The organism is Novosphingobium sp. PASSN1, assembly GCF_002278815.1.
On sequence record NZ_NKIS01000007.1, the window covers coordinates 13,480 to 30,017 of the forward strand.

The following is a 16,538-nucleotide window of genomic DNA, read 5'->3' on the forward strand; positions in this document are numbered from 1 at the left end:
CTCCAGAAGGACACACCATGTCTATCACGATGCCTCTGCCGGACGACGCCACACTGGCCAAGCGAGACCGCATCATTGCGGCTATGCAGGCAATTGTGCCGGGTGAGGGGGTGATTACCGAGCCTGACGCGCTGCGCCCCTGGGAATCCGATGGGCTTACTGCGTATCGGCAACCGCCAATGCTCGTCGTGCTGCCGGAAACCACCGCGCAGGTTTCCGCCATCCTCAAGTGGTGCCTTGCCGAGAACGTCAAGGTGGTCCCGCGCGGGTCGGGCACGTCCCTTTCGGGCGGGGCGTTGCCACTGGCCGATGCGGTTCTGCTCGGATTGGGCAAGTTCAAGCGCATTCTCGACATCGACTATGAAGACCGCGTCGCTGTGGTGCAGCCGGGGGTGACCAACCTTGCGATCACCCAGGCGGTGGAAGGTCGTGGCTTCTACTATGCGCCCGATCCCTCCAGCCAGATCGCCTGCTCGATCGGCGGCAATGTCGCGGAGAATTCGGGCGGGGTGCATTGCCTGAAATACGGCCTCACGACCAACAACGTGCTTGGCGTTGAACTCGTCCTGATGGACGGCGAGGTGGTGCGCCTCGGTGGCCGTTATCTCGATTCCTGCGGTCTCGATCTGCTCGGCGTGATTGTCGGTTCCGAAGGCTTGCTCGGCGTTGTCACCGAAGTTACGGTTCGCATCCTGCCCAAGCCCGAAACCGCTCGTGCCGTGCTTGTCGGCTTTCCCGATGCCGAGAAGGCAGGTGCCTGCGTGGCGCAAGTGATCGCCGAGGGGATCATTCCCGCCGGCATGGAAATGATGGATCGTCCCGCGATCCACGCGGCAGAAGCGTTCGTCCAGGTGGGCTATCCGCTCGATGTTGGCGCGCTGCTTATTGTCGAAGTCGATGGCCCCGCCGCCGAATGCGACCATTTGATCGGTGAGATCGCGCGCATCGCGGGCGAGAATGGCGCGGTCACCTCGCGCGTTTCGGAAAGCGAAGCCGAACGCATGGCGTTCTGGGCAGGCCGCAAGGCGGCCTTTCCCGCAGTCGGTCGCATCTCGCCCGATTACTACTGCATGGATGGCACTATTCCGCGCCGCCGCCTGCCCGAAGTCCTGCGCCGCATGGAAGCCCTCTCGGTCCACTATGGCCTCGGTGTCGCCAATGTGTTCCACGCAGGTGACGGAAACCTGCATCCCCTGATCCTGTATGATGCCAATGTGCCCGGCGAGCTCGATCGGGCTGAAGAATTCGGCAACGATATCCTGCGGCTCTGCGTCGAAGTCGGCGGCGTGCTGACGGGTGAACACGGCGTGGGCATCGAAAAGCGCGATCTGATGACGGACATGTTCACCGCAGCGGACCTCAAGCAGCAGCAGCGCGTGAAATGCGCGTTCGATCCCGAGTTGCTGCTGAACCCTGGCAAAGTCTTCCCCACGCTCCACCGCTGCGCGGAACTGGGGCGGATGCATGTCCACCACGGTGCAGTGCCCCATCCGGACTTGCCGAGGTTCTGATGGCAATGCTGGCACCAACGGATGCGCAAGATCTGTGTGCGATTATCGCGGAAGCAGGCGCGCGCGGTGACAAGCTGGAACTGCGCGGGGGCGGCAGCAAGGCGGATTTCGGCGCACCGCGCGACGTGCCAATCGTGTCGATGGAGGCGTTTTCAGGTGTGGTCGACTATGACCCGGCTGAACTGGTGCTCACGGTCCGATCTGCAACGTCGTTGACTGATGTCCTCGCCCTTGTTGCGAACGAGGGGCAAATGCTCGCCTTCGAACCCTATGGCACGCACGGTGCAACAATTGGCGGCACGGTTGCAGCCGGCGTTGCCGGTTCACGGCGCGTTTCGGCGGGTAGCGCGCGTGATCACCTGCTGGGTTTCACCGCTGTTTCGGGCCGCGGCGAAACCTACGTCGCAGGCGCCAAAGTGGTCAAGAATGTCACCGGCTATGATCTGCCCAAGCTTCTGGCAGGATCATGGGGCCGGCTTGGTGCGATGACCGAGCTGACACTCAAGGTCCTGCCTAGTCCGCGCTGCGAAGTCACGCTGGTCGCGCATGGTCTTTCTCCGCGGGCCGCCCATTCGGCCATGGCCTGTGCACTTGGCAGCAATGCCGATGTTTCGGCGGCGGCACATCTGTCACGTGGGATCACCTTGCTGCGGGTGGCGGGATTTGCGCCGTCGGTCGAAGCGCGCTGTGCCGCACTGCCCGGGCTGCTGCGCGACCACTGCGGTTTGCACCGGATGGAGGCGGCTGAGGCTGCGCCATTGTGGGCAGAGGCCATGACCGGCTCCGCTCTGGCCGGGGCGCTGCGCTGGCGTATCCATCTCCCGCCGCGCAACGCCCCCGACCTCATTGCGCGGCTTGAGCCGCTGGGTATTGATTGGGCCATGGACTGGGGCGGGGCTCTGGTCTGGGTCGGGCTCGACAATACTGGGACCGCCCCGCGCGAGGTGGCAGCAGCGCTGGGCGGGGAGGCGACGCTTGTGATCGCAGATCCGGCCATGCGCGCAGCCATACCCGCGCTTCACCCGCGCCCTGCCGGTCTGGCCATGCTCGAACAGCGTGTGCGGAGGGCGTTCGATCCCCGAGGCGTTTTCGCCACGACCCGTTTTGCCGAGGATGCACATGCAGACCAGCTTCCCGCCTGAGCGCCTTGCCGATCCTGCGATGCGGGCATCTGAAGCGGTGATCCGCAAGTGCGTCCATTGTGGCTTCTGCACTGCCACGTGCCCGACATACGTGCTCCTCGGGGACGAGCTCGATTCGCCCCGCGGCCGCATCTACCTTATGAAGGACATGCTCGAGAACGCGCGCACGCCCACGCCCGAAGTGGTCAAGCATGTCGATCGCTGCCTTTCGTGCCTCTCTTGCATGACAACGTGCCCGTCGGGCGTGAACTACATGCACCTTGTCGATCACGCGCGGACCTACATCCAGAACACCTATGAGCGGCCGCGCAGCGAGCGCTGGATCCGCCGCCTGCTGGCTTTCGTGCTCCCCTATTCCGAACGCTTCCGCTGGGCGCTGACGTTTGCTCCGCTGGCCAAGCCGCTCCGCCCCGTGTTGCGCCGGTTCAACGCCCTGCGCCCGCTCGCTGCCATGCTCGACCTTGCGCCCAGCCACTTGCCCAATCCCGTGAGCAGCCAGTCCACCCGGCTGCCCGGGGCCAAGGCGCGAGTCGCGCTGCTGCAAGGCTGCGCCGAACCCGTTCTCAAGCCTCAGTTCCGGGAGGCCGCCGTGCGCCTGCTGAACCGCCTTGGCCACGACGTGATTTTTGCGCCAGGCGAAGGATGCTGCGGTGCGCTTGTGCACCACATGGGGCGCGAGGCCGATGCGCAGGCCGCAGCGCGGCGCAATGTCGATGCGTGGACTGCGGAGATCGAAGGGAAAGGCCTTGCTGCCATTCTCGTCACCGCCTCGGGCTGCGGCACCACGATCAAGGACTATGGCTTCCTCCTGCGCAATGATCCCGCCTATGCCGAGAAGGCCGCGCGCGTCAGCGCGCTGGCCAAGGACGTGACCGAGTACCTTGTGCAGATCGACCTCCCTGCGGGCGAAGGGCGCGGCCTCAACGTCGCGTACCACCCCGCTTGCTCGCTGCAGCATGGCCAGAAAGTGACTGACGCGCCCAAGCGCTTGCTCACTAAAGCCGGATACACCGTGCGCACCCCTGCAGAAGCCCATCTCTGCTGCGGCTCGGCGGGCACATACAACATCCTGCAGAGCGAGATTGCGAACCAGTTGGGCGAGCGCAAGGCCGCGCATCTCGATGCCCTCGCACCCGATGTCATTGCTACAGGCAACATAGGCTGCGCCACCCAGATTGCCCGCTTTTCCGGCATACCCGTGGTCCATACCGTCGAACTGCTCGACTGGGCCACTGGCGGCCCGAAGCCTGCAACTCTTCGCCATCTTCCCCAGGAGTAGACCCATGACCCGCATTTCGCTCGAACAGGCCCAGACCATTACCACCGCCGCGCTCAAGGAAGGGCGCGCGCTTGGGCTCAAGCCCATCAGCGTCGCGGTGCTTGACGCGGGTGGGCACATGATTGCCTTTGTGCGGGAGGATGGTTCCTCGAATCTCAGGCCGCAGATTGCCATAGCCAAAGCCTCGGGCGCGCTGGCACTGGGGATTTCGTCCCGTGCAATCGGAGATATGGCCCTTGAACGGCCGACTTTCGTCAATGCAGCGGCTGGGCTCAATCCTGCAGGGATCGTGCCGGCCGCAGGCGGGATTCTGGTTCGCGATGCCGCTGGCGAGGTTATCGGTGCGGTCGGGGTTACAGGTGATACCAGCGACAACGACGAGAAATGCGCTGTGGCAGGTGTTGCTGCAGCTGGCTTGGCCAGCTGACGGCGCATTCAATGCGACAACGATGACGATGTTTGCGAGCCTAGTTGGTTTAGACGATGCCTGAATGATTGCTAGCCATGCATCTGGTCCGGTATCGGGGAGATCACATGGCAGACCACAACAATCGTTTCGGCTTCATTGGCCTTGGCAATATCGGCGGCCCGATGGCGCTGCGCATGGCGCAAGTGGCCGGGTCTGCCGTTGTCTACGATGTGAATGCCGCTGCCGCCCGTGAGATGGGGCCGATCGCGACCTTCGCCGGCAGTCCTGCCGAAGTCGGGCAGCAGAGCGACGCCGTCGGCGTCTGCGTCCGGGACGACGCCGATGTCGAAACTGTGCTGTGTGGCCCGGAAGGCTTGCTGAGCGGAATGGCGCCGGGCGGTGTGGTCCTGATTCATTCGACGGTTGGACTTGAAACGATCCGGCGACTGGCAGACATCGGGGCAAAGTCGGGCATTGACGTCGTCGATGCGGGTGTAACTGGGGGGCGTGTCCGCGCCGCCGAAGGTACCCTCGTCACCATGATCGGCGGCAGCGATGAAGCGTTCGCAAGGGCGCGCGAATTGGCTGCGACATTCTCATCCGATGTCTTGCATTGCGGGCCGGTCGGCACTGGCATCATTGCCAAGATTTGCAACAATGTTGTGAGCTGGACCAGTTCGCTGGCAGCCTATGAGGCGTTTGGCCTGCTCGCGGCCAGCGGCGTCGATGATCACGTTCTGGAGCGGGTGCTTCGCGGCAATGGCAATCTGAACGAGATGATGGCGATCCATTTGCGCCAGCTGCGGGATGGAACCGCATTGGCCTCACCCGAACATGCGCGGATCCTTGCCATCAAGGACCTGGCACATGCGGCTGAACTGGCACGCGAAGTGGCATGGGGGGATAGCGGCATCGAAGCTGTTCGCAGCCAGATGGCGCGCGTTTTCGCCGGAACAAAATAACGCTCTCAGCAGACGGGCGATCCCGCCTCAGCGCTTGTCTACCGAGACGGGCACATTGCGATAGCCGGTGATCGAGGAGATGTTTTCAACCCTTTGCACGCCGCTCTCGACAATCTGGAAATCCGGTGCCTTCTCGAGCAGGGAATCCAGGCAAGCCGAGATCATGGCCAAGGCAAAATGACGACCGATGCAAGTGTGCGGGCCAATGCCGAAAGCCATGTGCTTGTTTGGCCAGCGCCGAAGATTGATTGTCATCGGATCCGCAAATTTGGTCGGATCGAGATTGCCTGCGCAATAGGCGATGAGTAGCCGATCATCGGGTTTCATGGCCACGCCTTCGACTTCGACATCTTGCAGCACGGTTCGCGCGCTCATGGTCTGAGGCGAGTAGAAACGTAGCAATTCCTCGATCGCCACACGGCGAAGGGCAGGCTCTTCGATCAGCAGGCGCCGCTCGTCCGGATGGCTCGCCAGATAAACGGCCATCGTTCCAATGAAGCCCTGACTTGTGCCGAGGCCGCCGATCAGCAAGTTAATGGTGATGAGCTCAAGCTCTTCATCGGTCAGCGGGCGCTCATTGTAGCGAGCGTTTACAATCAAGTCCCCCAGGATTCCCTTGGGAGTGTCGCGCAATCCGGCAATGTCCTTTCGGATCCATGCGGTCAGATTAGCCCAACCCTTGCCGATTTCCTCGGGCGTTCCCGTGCGGAAAGTGGCCATATGGATCGGCTCGACATATTCACGCCAAGCATCGACCGTGAGACCAGCCATTTCCATGGTCATGATGCCAACCAGAGGCTGGCCTACGTCCATCACCATATCGAACGTTCCGCGCTCGATACCTTCGTCGATCAGTTGATCGACGACTTCGCGCATCCGGCCGGCATGGGCCTTGATGGCCTTTGCGGAGAAATGCGGGTTGAGCAGACGGCGATACTCCTGATGCTCGTCGCCGCTACGGGCGCTCGGGATGAGGTTTGGCATCCCGGGTGTCGTGGGCAGGCTCTTGTAGCGGGTTGAATAGGCTTCCTCGTGCTGATGGACATCTACAACCGTCTGATAACGGCCGAACAGAGTAAACCCGCCGTAGAGATCAGAGTGCAGCACGGGACAGCCACTCGCGTGGATCGCCGCAATAACGTCCTCGCGGTTTTCAACGAAGACTGGTGAATGCGCATCGAAATTGGCCAGCAAGCTGCCAATGGCTTCGACGGTGTTTTGCTCAGTCGGCATGGCGGCATGGTGCACCGGGCAACCCGTGCTGGTTTCAGATGTGCTCAAACTGCCTCTCCTTGTGCGGACCCGGGGCGCCGATCATGTTCAGGCTTCTTCGCTTTCGCAGATGAGATCAGCCAGTCGGCCATCTTGCCGCCACTGCTCGAAGACCGACGTGAGGCCGAACACGCCGCCGCCGAATTGACCGTTACGCACCAGCTTAGCCGAAGGTTTGCCTTCGTCGTTCCAGAAACTGGGCGTGCATTCTGCCCACATCTTGATGACTGGCCCGGCACTCTGCTCATGAAACTCGACCCATTTGGATTCGGCTTCCTGTGTAACCTCGACGCTCTTCAACCGGCGCTGCTTGGCCTCCGCAACGACATAGGCAATCTGGATTGCCTGTTCGTTCATCATGTGGGGAAAATTCGGACCCCAGGCCGTTTGCGTTGTGGAAAGGATGAAGTAGTTCGGAAACTTATGGACGTGGATACCATGCAAGGTGGTCGCGCCATCCTTCCACTTCTGGCCCAAAGTCACGCCGCCGCGACCGATGACAGGCATGACGGCATCGTTGTTGAAGGCGGCAAGCTCAAAGCCGGTTGCGTAGACGATGCAGTCGATCGGGTAGGTCTCGTCACCAACAACGATGGAATCTTCGGTGATACGGCCCACTCCAAGGCCAGCGGTATCGACGAGGTGGACATTGGGCAGATTGAATGTGGCAAGATAATCATCGTGGAAGCACGGACGCTTGCACAAACGGCTGTACCACGGCTTCAGCGCCTCGGCGGTGACCTTGTTTGTTACAACGCTGTCGATGCGATGCCGGACCTCTTCCATGTAAGCGAAATCGGCCATCCACATCATCCAGCCGAGCTTCTCGGGCGGAGTGTCAGCCGTCGCCTGGCTCATGATGCGATGGGTGGTCTTGGTCCAGCCATCGTTGACCAGATCTTCAGGGCAGGGGATGCCGCTGACAACCGCAGTGTAGTTGTCCATCCGCCGCTTCTGCCAGCCCGGAGTGAGCGACGCAGCCCACGCCTGATCGGTCGGGTGGTCATTGCGATAATAGATCGAGGATGGCGTGCGCTGGAAAACGAAAAGCTTGTTTGCTGCCTTGCCCAGGTGCGGCACGCACTGCACAGCCGTCGCGCCGGTGCCGATGACGGCAATGTTCTTGTCCTTGAGCTTGTCCAGCCCTCCCAAGGAATTGCCGCCTGTGTATGCATAGTCCCAGCGGCTGGTGTGAAAGCTGTGGCCTTTGAACGTCTCGATCCCAGGAATGCCGGGCAGCTTGGGCGTTTGCAGCGGACCTGAGGCCATGACAAAATTGCGCGCCCACAGCCGGTCACCGCGGTCGGTGCTGATCAGCCAGCGCGCACGGTCCTCGTGCCATCGTGCTTCGGTGATCAGCGTCTGGAACAGCGCCTTGTCATAGAGACTGAAGTGACGCCCGATGCGTTTGGCATGTTCGAAAATTTCCGGAGCACGCGCATACTTTTCGGTGGGCATATAGCCCGTTTCCTCAAGCAGTGGGAGATAGACGTAGGACTCTACGTCGCAGGCCGCACCCGGGTAGCGGTTCCAGTACCAGGTGCCGCCGAAATCGCCGCCCTTCTCGATGATACGCACATCGTGCACGCCAGCCTCGGCCAGTCGTGCGCCAGCGAGCAATCCCCCGAACCCGCCGCCAAGTATCACAACGTCGAGCTCCTCCTCGATCGATGCACGTTCGGTGCGAGTGACATAAGGATCTTCGAGGTAGCGGGCGAACTGGCCCTCCATCTTGACGAACTGCGCCGTACCATCCTCGCGAAGGCGCTTTTCGCGTTCTTCGCGATAGCGCTTGAGCAGGACCTCTGGGTCAAAATCGAATTGGCTCTCTAGTCCGTCCATCGTTCGTTCGTCCGTGTGCACTTGTCGTGGGGCGCGCCGGAGGGCGTTTGCCTTCCTGCCGGTTTAGACCAGCGTGCTAAGTCCGGGGGTGGAGGCAAACATCGTCCATATGGACAAGCATCGCTGCAAAGCCGCCGATGTGGGCGCCGCAATCAGTCTGGCGTGGCTGGCGGCTAGCTCAGTTTGCAGTCCGAATGGACGATGGCAGCAGGGGCAGCGTGGGCGAGAGCGAACGCGATTTTTCAGATCGGCGAGCAAAACCCTTTTGCCGCCGCATTGCTGGGGGTGGACATGCAAATTGCCGTGATCAACGATTATCGCCCTGCGAAAGTCGTTGCCGATGGTGTCATCGATCTCTCGGAGATTGCAGGGCCAGCCATCATGGCGCAGCGCCCGCGTGATCGCATGCTCTCGTTCATTGAGGCCTTTTCCGAATTGCGTGACGCGGTTGCGGCCTGCACTGGCCCTGTTGTGCCGTTGTCGTCGGTGACACTGCGTGCGCCTGTGCCTCGGCCAGGCAAGTTGCTGATGGGGCAGGGTAACTATCACGAGAACGTATCGGGGCCAAAAGCGCCGCTCGGCATGTTTCTGAAACCTTCGACGGCCGTTCTGGACCCGGGCGGCACAGTGGTTCTGCCGCCAGACGATGGCGAGATTTTCCATCACGAAGCAGAACTGGCAATCGTCATCGGCAAGGCGGCGCGGAACGTTCCTGTCGAACAGGCTCTGGACTATGTATTCGGCTATACCTGCATTCTTGACATGTCGCTTCGGTCGCAAACCGCCGGGGTAAGCCTTGTTGCCAAAGGTTTTGATACCTTTGCGCCGCTGGGGCCATGGATCACAACCGCCGACGAAATTCCTGATCCGCAAGTGCTGCAGGTGCGCTCCTGGGAGAACGGGCAGGCGCGCCAGAACTACAACACCGACGATATGGAGCACCCGGTCGCGGCCATCATCGCGTGGGCTTCGAGCAAGGTGACACTAGAGCCGGGCGACATTCTGGCATGCGGAACCAACCACCAGGGTATTGGTCCGATCCAGGACGGTGAAGTCTGCGAAATCGAGATCGAAGGCATCGGCCGCATGAGTGTCACGATCAATGATCCGCTGAAGCGGCGCTGGCCATTCGAGGCCGACACCACTTTCGGTGCTGATATTCGCGAATGGAAGCTGGGCGGGACCGAGGGAATGCCGCGCAATCGCTTCATGCAAAAGCTCGAAAAGTAAGGGATTGGCGCAATGAGCGGCGACTTCACCATCTGCGTGGGCACCGTCGGCGGCGGTGTTTTCTACAGCCGCGATGGCGGCGATACCTGGAAGATGGGCAGAATCAGCGTTCCAGTTCCGCCGTGGGCGCCATGGATCCGCATTCGCTATATCGATGTCGATCCCACCAACGACTCGCATATGCTTGCCGCATCCGATGTTGGATTATACCGCAGCACCGATCGCGGCGCGAGCTGGACCCATGTCCCGTCACCTGCCGATGACGGCTACATCCACATCTGGTCGGTCAAGTTCCATCCTGATGATCCGTCCGTGATCTACATGGGATTGGCACCCGGCGCTCTGCTCCGTTCGAAGGACAACGGCGAGACCTGGGAAGACCTCAAGGCACCGGTGGAGCCGCGCTGCGTGGTGGGTTCAACCCACATCACCGATATTGTTTTTGACCCGCAGGATCATGCCATCATCTGGGCATCGATCGAGGCTTCGGGCATCATGCGCAGCACGGACGGTGGCGATAGCTGGGTGCACCTGCCGCCACCCGGGCCGACCCCGCAGGCGCAGGACATCCATGGCATGGTGGTCATGCCCGATGGAAAGCTGCTTTGCTCCACGCCCAACGGGGTGTGGACCAGTCTCGATCAGGGGCAAACGTATTCGCTCCATGAGCTTCCAATCGCCTGGCCGCCTGAGCCAGATGCGGTGGCGGTCGGGGTGCAGACCTATTGCCGGGGCATGGGCCAGAAGAAGGACGATCCCGACACGGTGTTCGTCTGCACGGGCGATTATGTTCCCGGCAAGACAGGCGGGATCCAGTACAGCACCGATGGCGGGCGTACATGGCAGCCAGCTGCCATGTCACATGAACCCAATTCGACCGTTTATCTGATCAGCGCGCACAAGGCCGACGCTCAGCGAATGGTCGCGGCGAGCAACTACGGGTACATTTATGTGTCCGAAGATGGCGGTCGCAGCTGGATCAAACTCGCGCGCGAGTTCGGCGAGATCCGTGGGCTGTGCTGGGTCCCGAACTGACCCTTCGGACAATTTCAATCCCTTCAGGAGACTACGATGCGCTTCTTTCGTTATGACGCCGGCAACGGCGCCGGGCTTGCTGTTGAATTTGATGGGAAAACGGTAGCTCTTTCCAGCCTCGGCCCCAATCTGCCGTCGTTCATTGACGGCATCATCCATGGTGGCGCCGCCTTGCGCGAGAAGATCGCAGCCCTTGTGGCATCAGGCGCGGGCGCAGCCGTGGACCGTGCTTCGGTAAAGCTGCTCAACCCGTTTCCTTCGCCGGGCAAAATCATCTGCATCGGCCTGAACTACGACGAGCACGCAAAGGAAACGAACCTTTCAACGACAGCCTTTCCGACCGTGTTCACCCGTTTCAACTCAACGCTGCTCGATCCGGATGCTCCGATCCTGCGTTCAGCAAGTTCCGAAGCCTATGATTATGAAGTCGAGCTTGTCGCCGTAATTGGCAAGCCGGCCCATTATGTCGATCTCGACGATGCGCTCGATTATGTGGCAGGTTACACCGTCGCCAATGACGTCTCGGTGCGCGATTATCAGTTTGCGACCAGCCAGTTCACGATCGGCAAGAATTTTGATGCTACGTGCCCGCTCGGTCCCGACTTCGTGACGGCTGATGAGTTGCCGGCGGGCGGTAAGGGCCTTGCGCTCTCCACCCGCCTCAATGGCGAAACGGTGCAATCGGACACGACCGACAACATGATCTTCAATGTGGCCACACTGGTCCACAAACTGAGCCAGGTCATGAGTCTTGCGGTGGGTGACATCATCCTGACGGGCACACCCAGCGGTATTGGCCATGCGCGCAAGCCACCGCTCTATATGAAGCATGGCGATGTCGTCGAATGCACCGTCGAAGGTATTGCCACGCTGCGCAATCCGGTCGTCGACGAAACGTCTATCTGATCACAGTTCGGCACCGCACACAAAGATCGTATCTATGACCACAATCGTCTTTATCGAACCCAATGGGACGCGGCACGAGATCGATGCTGCAAGCGGCACGAGCGCGATGGAAACCGCGATCCGCAATGGGGTTCCAGGCATTCCGGCAGACTGCGGGGGCGCTTGCGCTTGCGCAACCTGCCATGTTTATGTCGATCCGCAATGGCTTGGAAAGATCACGCCGATTTCCGACGAAGAAAATGATCTTCTCGATCTTGCCGATGATCGCAGGGATACCTCAAGGCTATCCTGTCAGATCAAGATCACACCGGATCTTGATGGCCTTACGCTTTCGATTCCTGCCGAATGACGCACCTGCGCGAAGTTCAAGCGAAAGCAGACATGGTGTAAGATGGATCAGTCCTGTCCCGGCGGGACAGGCTGGTCTGTGGATTGTTGAGCGGCCCGGGAGCAAATTGGGCAGGCATATGGCAATCAAGCACAGCCTGGCGATGATCGAGCGCCCAGCGACCTGAGCGGAAGGACCAACGGTCCAGCCAGCGCCCCCAGTATAAATCCTGAGCGATATCGCCATTCTCGAGCTTGCGCTGGAGGATGGAGATCGATGCGGTTTCGGAAACGGCAGTGTCACCGTGCAGATCGATCAGGATATTGGTCGCTTGGTGCGAGTGGGCGAAAAACTGTTCGCGGTAGGGCCATGCCCGCGCGAAGTGGTCTCTAACAGGGATTGCTGCGGTGGCGAGGCCCGTATCGGGACTGGCCACCGCGCCGAAATCAACTGTGCCATCGTCGTGCCAGACCGATAGCGCAAGTTCGAGATCCATACGATCGAGCCCACGACAGTATCGATAGATCTGCTCACTAATGGCCTGCTTTGCAGCCAGGCCGCCTGTCAGCGTGGCGCCCTCATTCTCCATCGGTGCTGACACGGGCGCGCGCTTCCCTTCAGCCGACGCGGAAGCTCGCAGCGAGTTTATTGCCCGCTGGATCACGCAAATACGCTGCATAGATCTTTCCGGCAGGACCCAGATCACGAATCCCCGGAGGATTTTCGCACGTGGTGCCACCGGCCGCCACGCCCGCAGCATGCCATGCGTCGACTTGCTCTGCAGATGAAGCGGCAAAGCCGATCGTGCCGCCATTGCCAACCGATGCCGGTTCGCCGTTCGCCGGCTTGCCTATGCCTATTGCAACGGTCGACGATGGATAGAAGGCACGGCCCGTTCCATCCAGAATGCCTGGGCCGTGACCGAGCACGGCGAGGATCGCATCGTAGAAGATCTTTGCAGCGTCGAGGTCATCGACGCCAACCATGACGTGGGTCAGCATTGCCAGTGCTCCTAGCAGGTTCATCAGGGGGCACCTTTGCAGCACCCCTTCCGCCAATGGGCTACCGGTGCTTGGCGCTGCGCCCATCGTCTGAAAGGACGGGGTGGCGGCGGCATGCATCCGGCTAGTCCAAAGGCAGTATGCTGGACTTGACGTCCTCAAGTAATCGCTCGGGAAAGCGCATGGCTCCGCCGGTTTGGAACCCGCGCCCCGCAAATGGGAGACACGGCCAATGGTTGCAATCAGTCAGCTTCACTACATTGTTCTCGGGGCAAAGGATCTTGATGCCTGGGCGCACTTCGCCACCGCCGGTATCGGGATGGTGGTGTCCGAGCGGAACGATGATGCCTTGCACTTGCGTTGTGACCGGTGGTTGTCCCGTGTTCAGATCGTCAAGAGCGACAACGAAGACGTCCACGCTCTCGGTTGGTCCGTTGTTGCCGAAAGCGAGCTCGATGCACTTTGTGAGAGGCTCAAGTCCGATAGCCGGCCTTTCGAAGATTTGCGCGGCCCTGAAATCCGTGCCCGTCGCAAGGCCATGCGTGTGATCCGCTTCAGTGACGACGACGGCATTGTCCATGAAGTCGCCTGGGGCATGGAAGTCAGCGACCGGACCCCGTTCGCCTCGACTGTGGCGGTCGACGGCTTCTGCACGCAAAAGCTGGGCTTCGGCCATGTCGTGCTATCGATCGAAGACCTTGAACGCAGCACGCGCTTCTTCAAGGAGATCATGGGTCACAAGGTGACCGCGCACATGTTCATCGGACCGCATGAGGCGGTGTTCCTGCGGTGCAATCCGCGCCATCACTCAGTGGCGCTGTCGGTGTCGCACCGCCCCAAGAAGCTGCAGCACATGCAGATCGAATACAACTCGATGGATGATCTGGGCCGTGCCATGGACCGCGCCGAAAGCTTGCCGATGGAAAAGATCGCAACGATCGGGAAGCATGGCAGCGACTGGGTCACGTCGTTCTATGTGCGTGCGCCGTCGAACATTACCGTGGAACTGGCCTACGGCGCGCGCATTCTGGCGGACGACGAGCCCACCGAGTTTGAAACCTTCACCGGCAGCATCTGGGGGCATCTCCAAGGCATGGAGAACGCCTGACCCTGCAGTTCGGGCGGCCCGGTTTCATCGGGCCGCCCACCTTTCTTGCCTAATCAGCCGCAGCCGCCGTGTTCAGGCGTGCCGGAACCGTGACGTAGGCGAGGGCACTGGCGAGATCGGGCGGCGTTAGGATATCTTCGTCGATGACCTGATAGTCCGGCGCCGTTTTGATCAAGGTTTCCAGCAGCACGGCAAGTTCGGCTCGCGCGAGATGCTGACCAAGACACATGTGTGAGCCAAGCGCGAAAGTGGTGCTGCGCATATTGCGCTGAAAATCGACCTCAAGTGGCCGATCGATGAAGGCAGGGTCATAGTTTCCTGCGGCCCAGAACAGTGCCACCGGTTCATTGGCGCTGATCGCGTGGCCCCGCAGCGTTGTATCCTTGACAACTGACCGGCCCGTGAGCGGTGCCGATGAGAACAGGCGTAGAAACTCGTTGACGGCGCCTGCCATCCGTTCGGGATGCTCGATCAATTCGCGGCGGCGATCAGGATTTCGGGCGAGATAGACAGCAGCGGTCCCGGTGACGGCTTGCGTTGTACCAAGCCCGCCTATGATCAGATTGTTGAGCAGGTGGAAGCATTCTTCGGGCGTGGGCTTGCGACCGGCGCTTTCATGGGCCTTCATGGCTGCCAGAACCGTACCAGGTTGCGGATCGCGCAGACCGATCTTGACAGCTTCGCGCACACGTTCCTGATATTGCATGAAATCCTTGGCTCGCTGCTCGGGCGATCCGATGAAGAACGTCGAGTTGGTTATGGGCTCATCGAATTCGCGCCAGTTCGTCGCATCGATACCGAAAAAGGTCAGCGACGTGATGCCGGTAAGCGGCTTGGCGTAGTCCTCGATGATGTCGAAGCGGTCTTTCTTGGCGGCGTCTTCGAGCAAGGCACGTGCCAGTGAAAGCATCGCCTCCTTCCGCTCCTTCATGCGGGCTGGCGAGAAAAGAGGGTTGAGCGCTGTACGCCAGAACGCATGATCCTGACCATTAAGGTCGGTTGGAATCAGCGGCGGCAGCGGCGTTGAGGGTATGACACGGCTACGCGACTCGTTGATATACGTCTCAGTGTTGGTCGCGACTTCGCGCATCGGTTCATAACCGGATACGACCGTGAAACCGCCGTGGTGGCTGGAATGCAGGATCGGCGCTTTGGTGGCGATCGTCTGAACGATGTTGAGAAAGTTCTTCCGGAAGAAATCGGAATGTTGGTCAAATTCGGTCAGGAAGTCTTCAATTTCTTTGTCGATATTATTCTCGGAATAGAATTCCTTCAGCACAATCGATCTCCTTTAGAGGAACGCCGGTCCAGGTTCCAGGCTGAAACCTTTTGCGGGATTGGAACAGGCAAGGCACATCGGCACGTCACGCCATTCCGCTGTTCATGTCTCGGTTGTCGGCCAGATTGAGGATCGCATCGCGCCCGGCATCTGCTGAATGGACTAGGGGCCCAAGACAACCGCCGTTGCTGGAGGCTCGCTGCTGACGGCCGCGCTCCCGCCTAGAGCGTTTTCGAACCAGATGGAATCATCTTGTGACTCGGAAAACGCGGTAAAACAATAATCTAGAGCGATCCGTTCGATGCAATCGGAACGGATTTCGCTCTAGTCTCTTTGCACGTACGCCGCTGGCCTATCGCCAACTAGTCTGTTTTCTGTGAACGGCAGCGAGGGAGCGCGATGAACGAGGTTGTGGCCATCATTGGCTTGCGGGGGCTTGGCATTGCCTGCGCGCGGCGTCTGGGCGCGGGACGAACGCTCGTTCTGGGCGATCTCAATCCAGAGACCCTCAGAAGCATCGCCGAGACGCTTGCAGCAGAGGGCCACAAAGTTGTGGCCCAGCAAGTCGACGTCACCGATGTCGCATCGGTTGAAGCGTTCGCGGCCAAGGCGGCAGGGGCCGGACGCTTGCTGAGTCTGGTTCTGGCGGCAGGGCTTTCGCCGCACATGGGTACGCCTGAGAAGATCTTTGCCGTCAATATGATAGGCACAATCAGCGTTCTGGATGCCTTTCTGCCGCTGGCCGAGAAGGGGACCGTTGCTGTCGTTATTGCGAGCAATGCCGGATATCTTGCTCCGGTCCCGGCTTCCACCGAACGCAAATTGGCGCTCGACCCGCCTGAAACGCTCATGGCGGCCGTCAGCGAGGTCGAAGGTTGGGACAACGGGCTCGGTGCCTACTGGTTGTCCAAGCGCGCCAACCAGGTCCGCATCGAGGCGGCCGCGCCGGTCTGGGGCAAACGCGGGGCCCGTATCGTCTCGGTCAGCCCGGGGATCATGGCAACGCCGATGAGTGCGTTTGAGCGTGATGCCGGATCCCAGATCTCCGAGGCCATCGCCAATGCCCCAGCCGCTCGCATCGGCCTGCCCGATGATATTGCGGCCGCCGTGGCATGGTTGGTCGGACCGGAAGCCAGCTTTGTAACAGGAACCGATTTTCTGATCGACGGCGGCATGACCAGCGCACTCAAATGGACCTGCTTCGAGACTCAAAACCCGGCGGGGTGAGACGAAC

16 protein-coding genes are annotated in these 16,538 nt (G+C 60.7%); 11 read left to right on the plus strand and 5 right to left on the minus strand.

All coding sequences use genetic code 11. The features are described from left to right. Window positions 1-17 precede the first annotated feature (17 nt). From CFE35_RS12670 to CFE35_RS12690, 5 genes are all read left to right on the plus strand, one after another. Window positions 18-1,511, plus strand: coding sequence for an FAD-linked oxidase C-terminal domain-containing protein (locus CFE35_RS12670; RefSeq protein WP_292930977.1), 1,494 nt, complete (start codon window positions 18-20; stop codon window positions 1,509-1,511). 5 nt (window positions 1,512-1,516) lie between these two features. Next, window positions 1,517-2,653, plus strand: a complete 1,137-nt coding sequence (locus CFE35_RS12675) for an FAD-binding protein (RefSeq protein ID WP_292930978.1) — start codon at window positions 1,517-1,519, stop codon at window positions 2,651-2,653. After that, complete coding sequence (glcF, locus tag CFE35_RS12680) at window positions 2,631-3,932, plus strand: glycolate oxidase subunit GlcF (protein WP_292930979.1); 1,302 nt, start codon at window positions 2,631-2,633, stop codon at window positions 3,930-3,932. Before CFE35_RS12675 ends, glcF begins: the two co-directional genes overlap by 23 nt. 4 nt (window positions 3,933-3,936) lie before the next feature. Next, complete coding sequence (locus tag CFE35_RS12685; protein ID WP_292930980.1) at window positions 3,937-4,359, plus strand: heme-binding protein; 423 nt, start codon at window positions 3,937-3,939, stop codon at window positions 4,357-4,359. A 107-nt stretch (window positions 4,360-4,466) separates the two neighbouring features. Next, a complete protein-coding gene (locus CFE35_RS12690; protein WP_292930981.1) occupies window positions 4,467-5,303 on the plus strand; it encodes an NAD(P)-dependent oxidoreductase in 837 nt (278 codons plus the stop codon). A gap of 27 nt (window positions 5,304-5,330) precedes the next feature. Here the strand turns inward: CFE35_RS12690 and CFE35_RS12695 are convergent, their stop codons facing one another. Both CFE35_RS12695 and CFE35_RS12700 read right to left on the minus strand, forming a co-directional pair. After that, entirely contained in the window at window positions 5,331-6,584 is a 1,254-nt protein-coding gene (locus tag CFE35_RS12695) for a cytochrome P450 (RefSeq protein ID WP_292930982.1), read from the minus strand. A 39-nt stretch (window positions 6,585-6,623) separates the two neighbouring features. Continuing rightward, on the minus strand, window positions 6,624-8,417 hold the full coding sequence (locus CFE35_RS12700) for an NAD(P)/FAD-dependent oxidoreductase (RefSeq protein ID WP_292930983.1): 1,794 nt from the start codon (window positions 8,415-8,417) through the stop codon (window positions 6,624-6,626). Between the two features lie 201 nt (window positions 8,418-8,618). On the opposite strand from CFE35_RS12700, the gene CFE35_RS12705 reads away from it, so the two are divergent. Genes CFE35_RS12705 through CFE35_RS12720 form a run of 4 tightly spaced genes read left to right on the plus strand, consistent with a single transcriptional unit; the run spans window position 8,619 to window position 11,937 of the window. Continuing rightward, window positions 8,619-9,647: a fumarylacetoacetate hydrolase family protein gene (locus CFE35_RS12705; protein WP_292930984.1), complete on the plus strand. Its 1,029-nt coding sequence runs from the start codon at window positions 8,619-8,621 to the stop codon at window positions 9,645-9,647. A 12-nt stretch (window positions 9,648-9,659) separates the two neighbouring features. Then, window positions 9,660-10,682, plus strand: coding sequence for a hypothetical protein (locus CFE35_RS12710; RefSeq protein WP_292930985.1), 1,023 nt, complete (start codon window positions 9,660-9,662; stop codon window positions 10,680-10,682). 36 nt (window positions 10,683-10,718) lie between these two features. Then, on the plus strand, window positions 10,719-11,588 hold the full coding sequence (locus CFE35_RS12715) for a fumarylacetoacetate hydrolase family protein (RefSeq protein ID WP_292930986.1): 870 nt from the start codon (window positions 10,719-10,721) through the stop codon (window positions 11,586-11,588). A gap of 34 nt (window positions 11,589-11,622) precedes the next feature. After that, a complete protein-coding gene (locus tag CFE35_RS12720) occupies window positions 11,623-11,937 on the plus strand; it encodes a 2Fe-2S iron-sulfur cluster-binding protein (protein ID WP_292930987.1) in 315 nt (104 codons plus the stop codon). Window positions 11,938-11,953: 16 nt separating this feature from the next. Here CFE35_RS12720 and CFE35_RS12725 read toward each other — a convergent pair whose 3' ends face one another. Next, a complete protein-coding gene (locus CFE35_RS12725; protein ID WP_292930988.1) occupies window positions 11,954-12,517 on the minus strand; it encodes a nuclear transport factor 2 family protein in 564 nt (187 codons plus the stop codon). Between the two features lie 16 nt (window positions 12,518-12,533). Next, window positions 12,534-12,917, minus strand: a complete 384-nt coding sequence (locus CFE35_RS12730) for a VOC family protein (RefSeq protein ID WP_292930989.1) — start codon at window positions 12,915-12,917, stop codon at window positions 12,534-12,536. 232 nt (window positions 12,918-13,149) lie between these two features. Here CFE35_RS12730 and CFE35_RS12735 point away from each other — a divergent pair, with 232 nt between their 5' ends. Continuing rightward, window positions 13,150-14,025, plus strand: a complete 876-nt coding sequence (locus CFE35_RS12735; protein ID WP_292930990.1) for a VOC family protein — start codon at window positions 13,150-13,152, stop codon at window positions 14,023-14,025. Window positions 14,026-14,074: 49 nt separating this feature from the next. Here the strand turns inward: CFE35_RS12735 and CFE35_RS12740 are convergent, their stop codons facing one another. After that, window positions 14,075-15,304, minus strand: a complete 1,230-nt coding sequence (locus CFE35_RS12740) for a cytochrome P450 (RefSeq protein WP_292930991.1) — start codon at window positions 15,302-15,304, stop codon at window positions 14,075-14,077. Between the two features lie 411 nt (window positions 15,305-15,715). Here CFE35_RS12740 and CFE35_RS12745 point away from each other — a divergent pair, with 411 nt between their 5' ends. Beyond that, window positions 15,716-16,531 carry an SDR family oxidoreductase gene (locus tag CFE35_RS12745; protein WP_292930992.1) on the plus strand — a complete coding sequence of 272 codons (816 nt, stop codon included), beginning with the start codon at window positions 15,716-15,718 and terminating at the stop codon, window positions 16,529-16,531. Window positions 16,532-16,538 lie beyond the last annotated feature (7 nt).

Excerpts from the sequence above, each read along its gene's own strand:
- CFE35_RS12670 (WP_292930977.1), top strand. The coding sequence starts at position 18 with ATGTCTATCACGATGCCTCTGCCGGACGACGCCACACTGGCCAAGCGA.
- CFE35_RS12715 (WP_292930986.1), top strand. The coding sequence starts at position 10,719 with ATGCGCTTCTTTCGTTATGACGCCGGCAACGGCGCCGGGCTTGCTGTT.
- CFE35_RS12700 (WP_292930983.1), bottom strand. The coding sequence starts at position 8,417 with ATGGACGGACTAGAGAGCCAATTCGATTTTGACCCAGAGGTCCTGCTC.
- CFE35_RS12730 (WP_292930989.1), bottom strand. The coding sequence starts at position 12,917 with ATGCTGACCCACGTCATGGTTGGCGTCGATGACCTCGACGCTGCAAAG.
- CFE35_RS12705 (WP_292930984.1), top strand. The coding sequence starts at position 8,619 with ATGGCAGCAGGGGCAGCGTGGGCGAGAGCGAACGCGATTTTTCAGATC.
- CFE35_RS12710 (WP_292930985.1), top strand. The coding sequence starts at position 9,660 with ATGAGCGGCGACTTCACCATCTGCGTGGGCACCGTCGGCGGCGGTGTT.
- CFE35_RS12720 (WP_292930987.1), top strand. The coding sequence starts at position 11,623 with ATGACCACAATCGTCTTTATCGAACCCAATGGGACGCGGCACGAGATC.
- CFE35_RS12685 (WP_292930980.1), top strand. The coding sequence starts at position 3,937 with ATGACCCGCATTTCGCTCGAACAGGCCCAGACCATTACCACCGCCGCG.
- CFE35_RS12690 (WP_292930981.1), top strand. The coding sequence starts at position 4,467 with ATGGCAGACCACAACAATCGTTTCGGCTTCATTGGCCTTGGCAATATC.
- CFE35_RS12735 (WP_292930990.1), top strand. The coding sequence starts at position 13,150 with ATGGTTGCAATCAGTCAGCTTCACTACATTGTTCTCGGGGCAAAGGAT.
- CFE35_RS12675 (WP_292930978.1), top strand. The coding sequence starts at position 1,517 with ATGCTGGCACCAACGGATGCGCAAGATCTGTGTGCGATTATCGCGGAA.
- glcF (WP_292930979.1), top strand. The coding sequence starts at position 2,631 with ATGCAGACCAGCTTCCCGCCTGAGCGCCTTGCCGATCCTGCGATGCGG.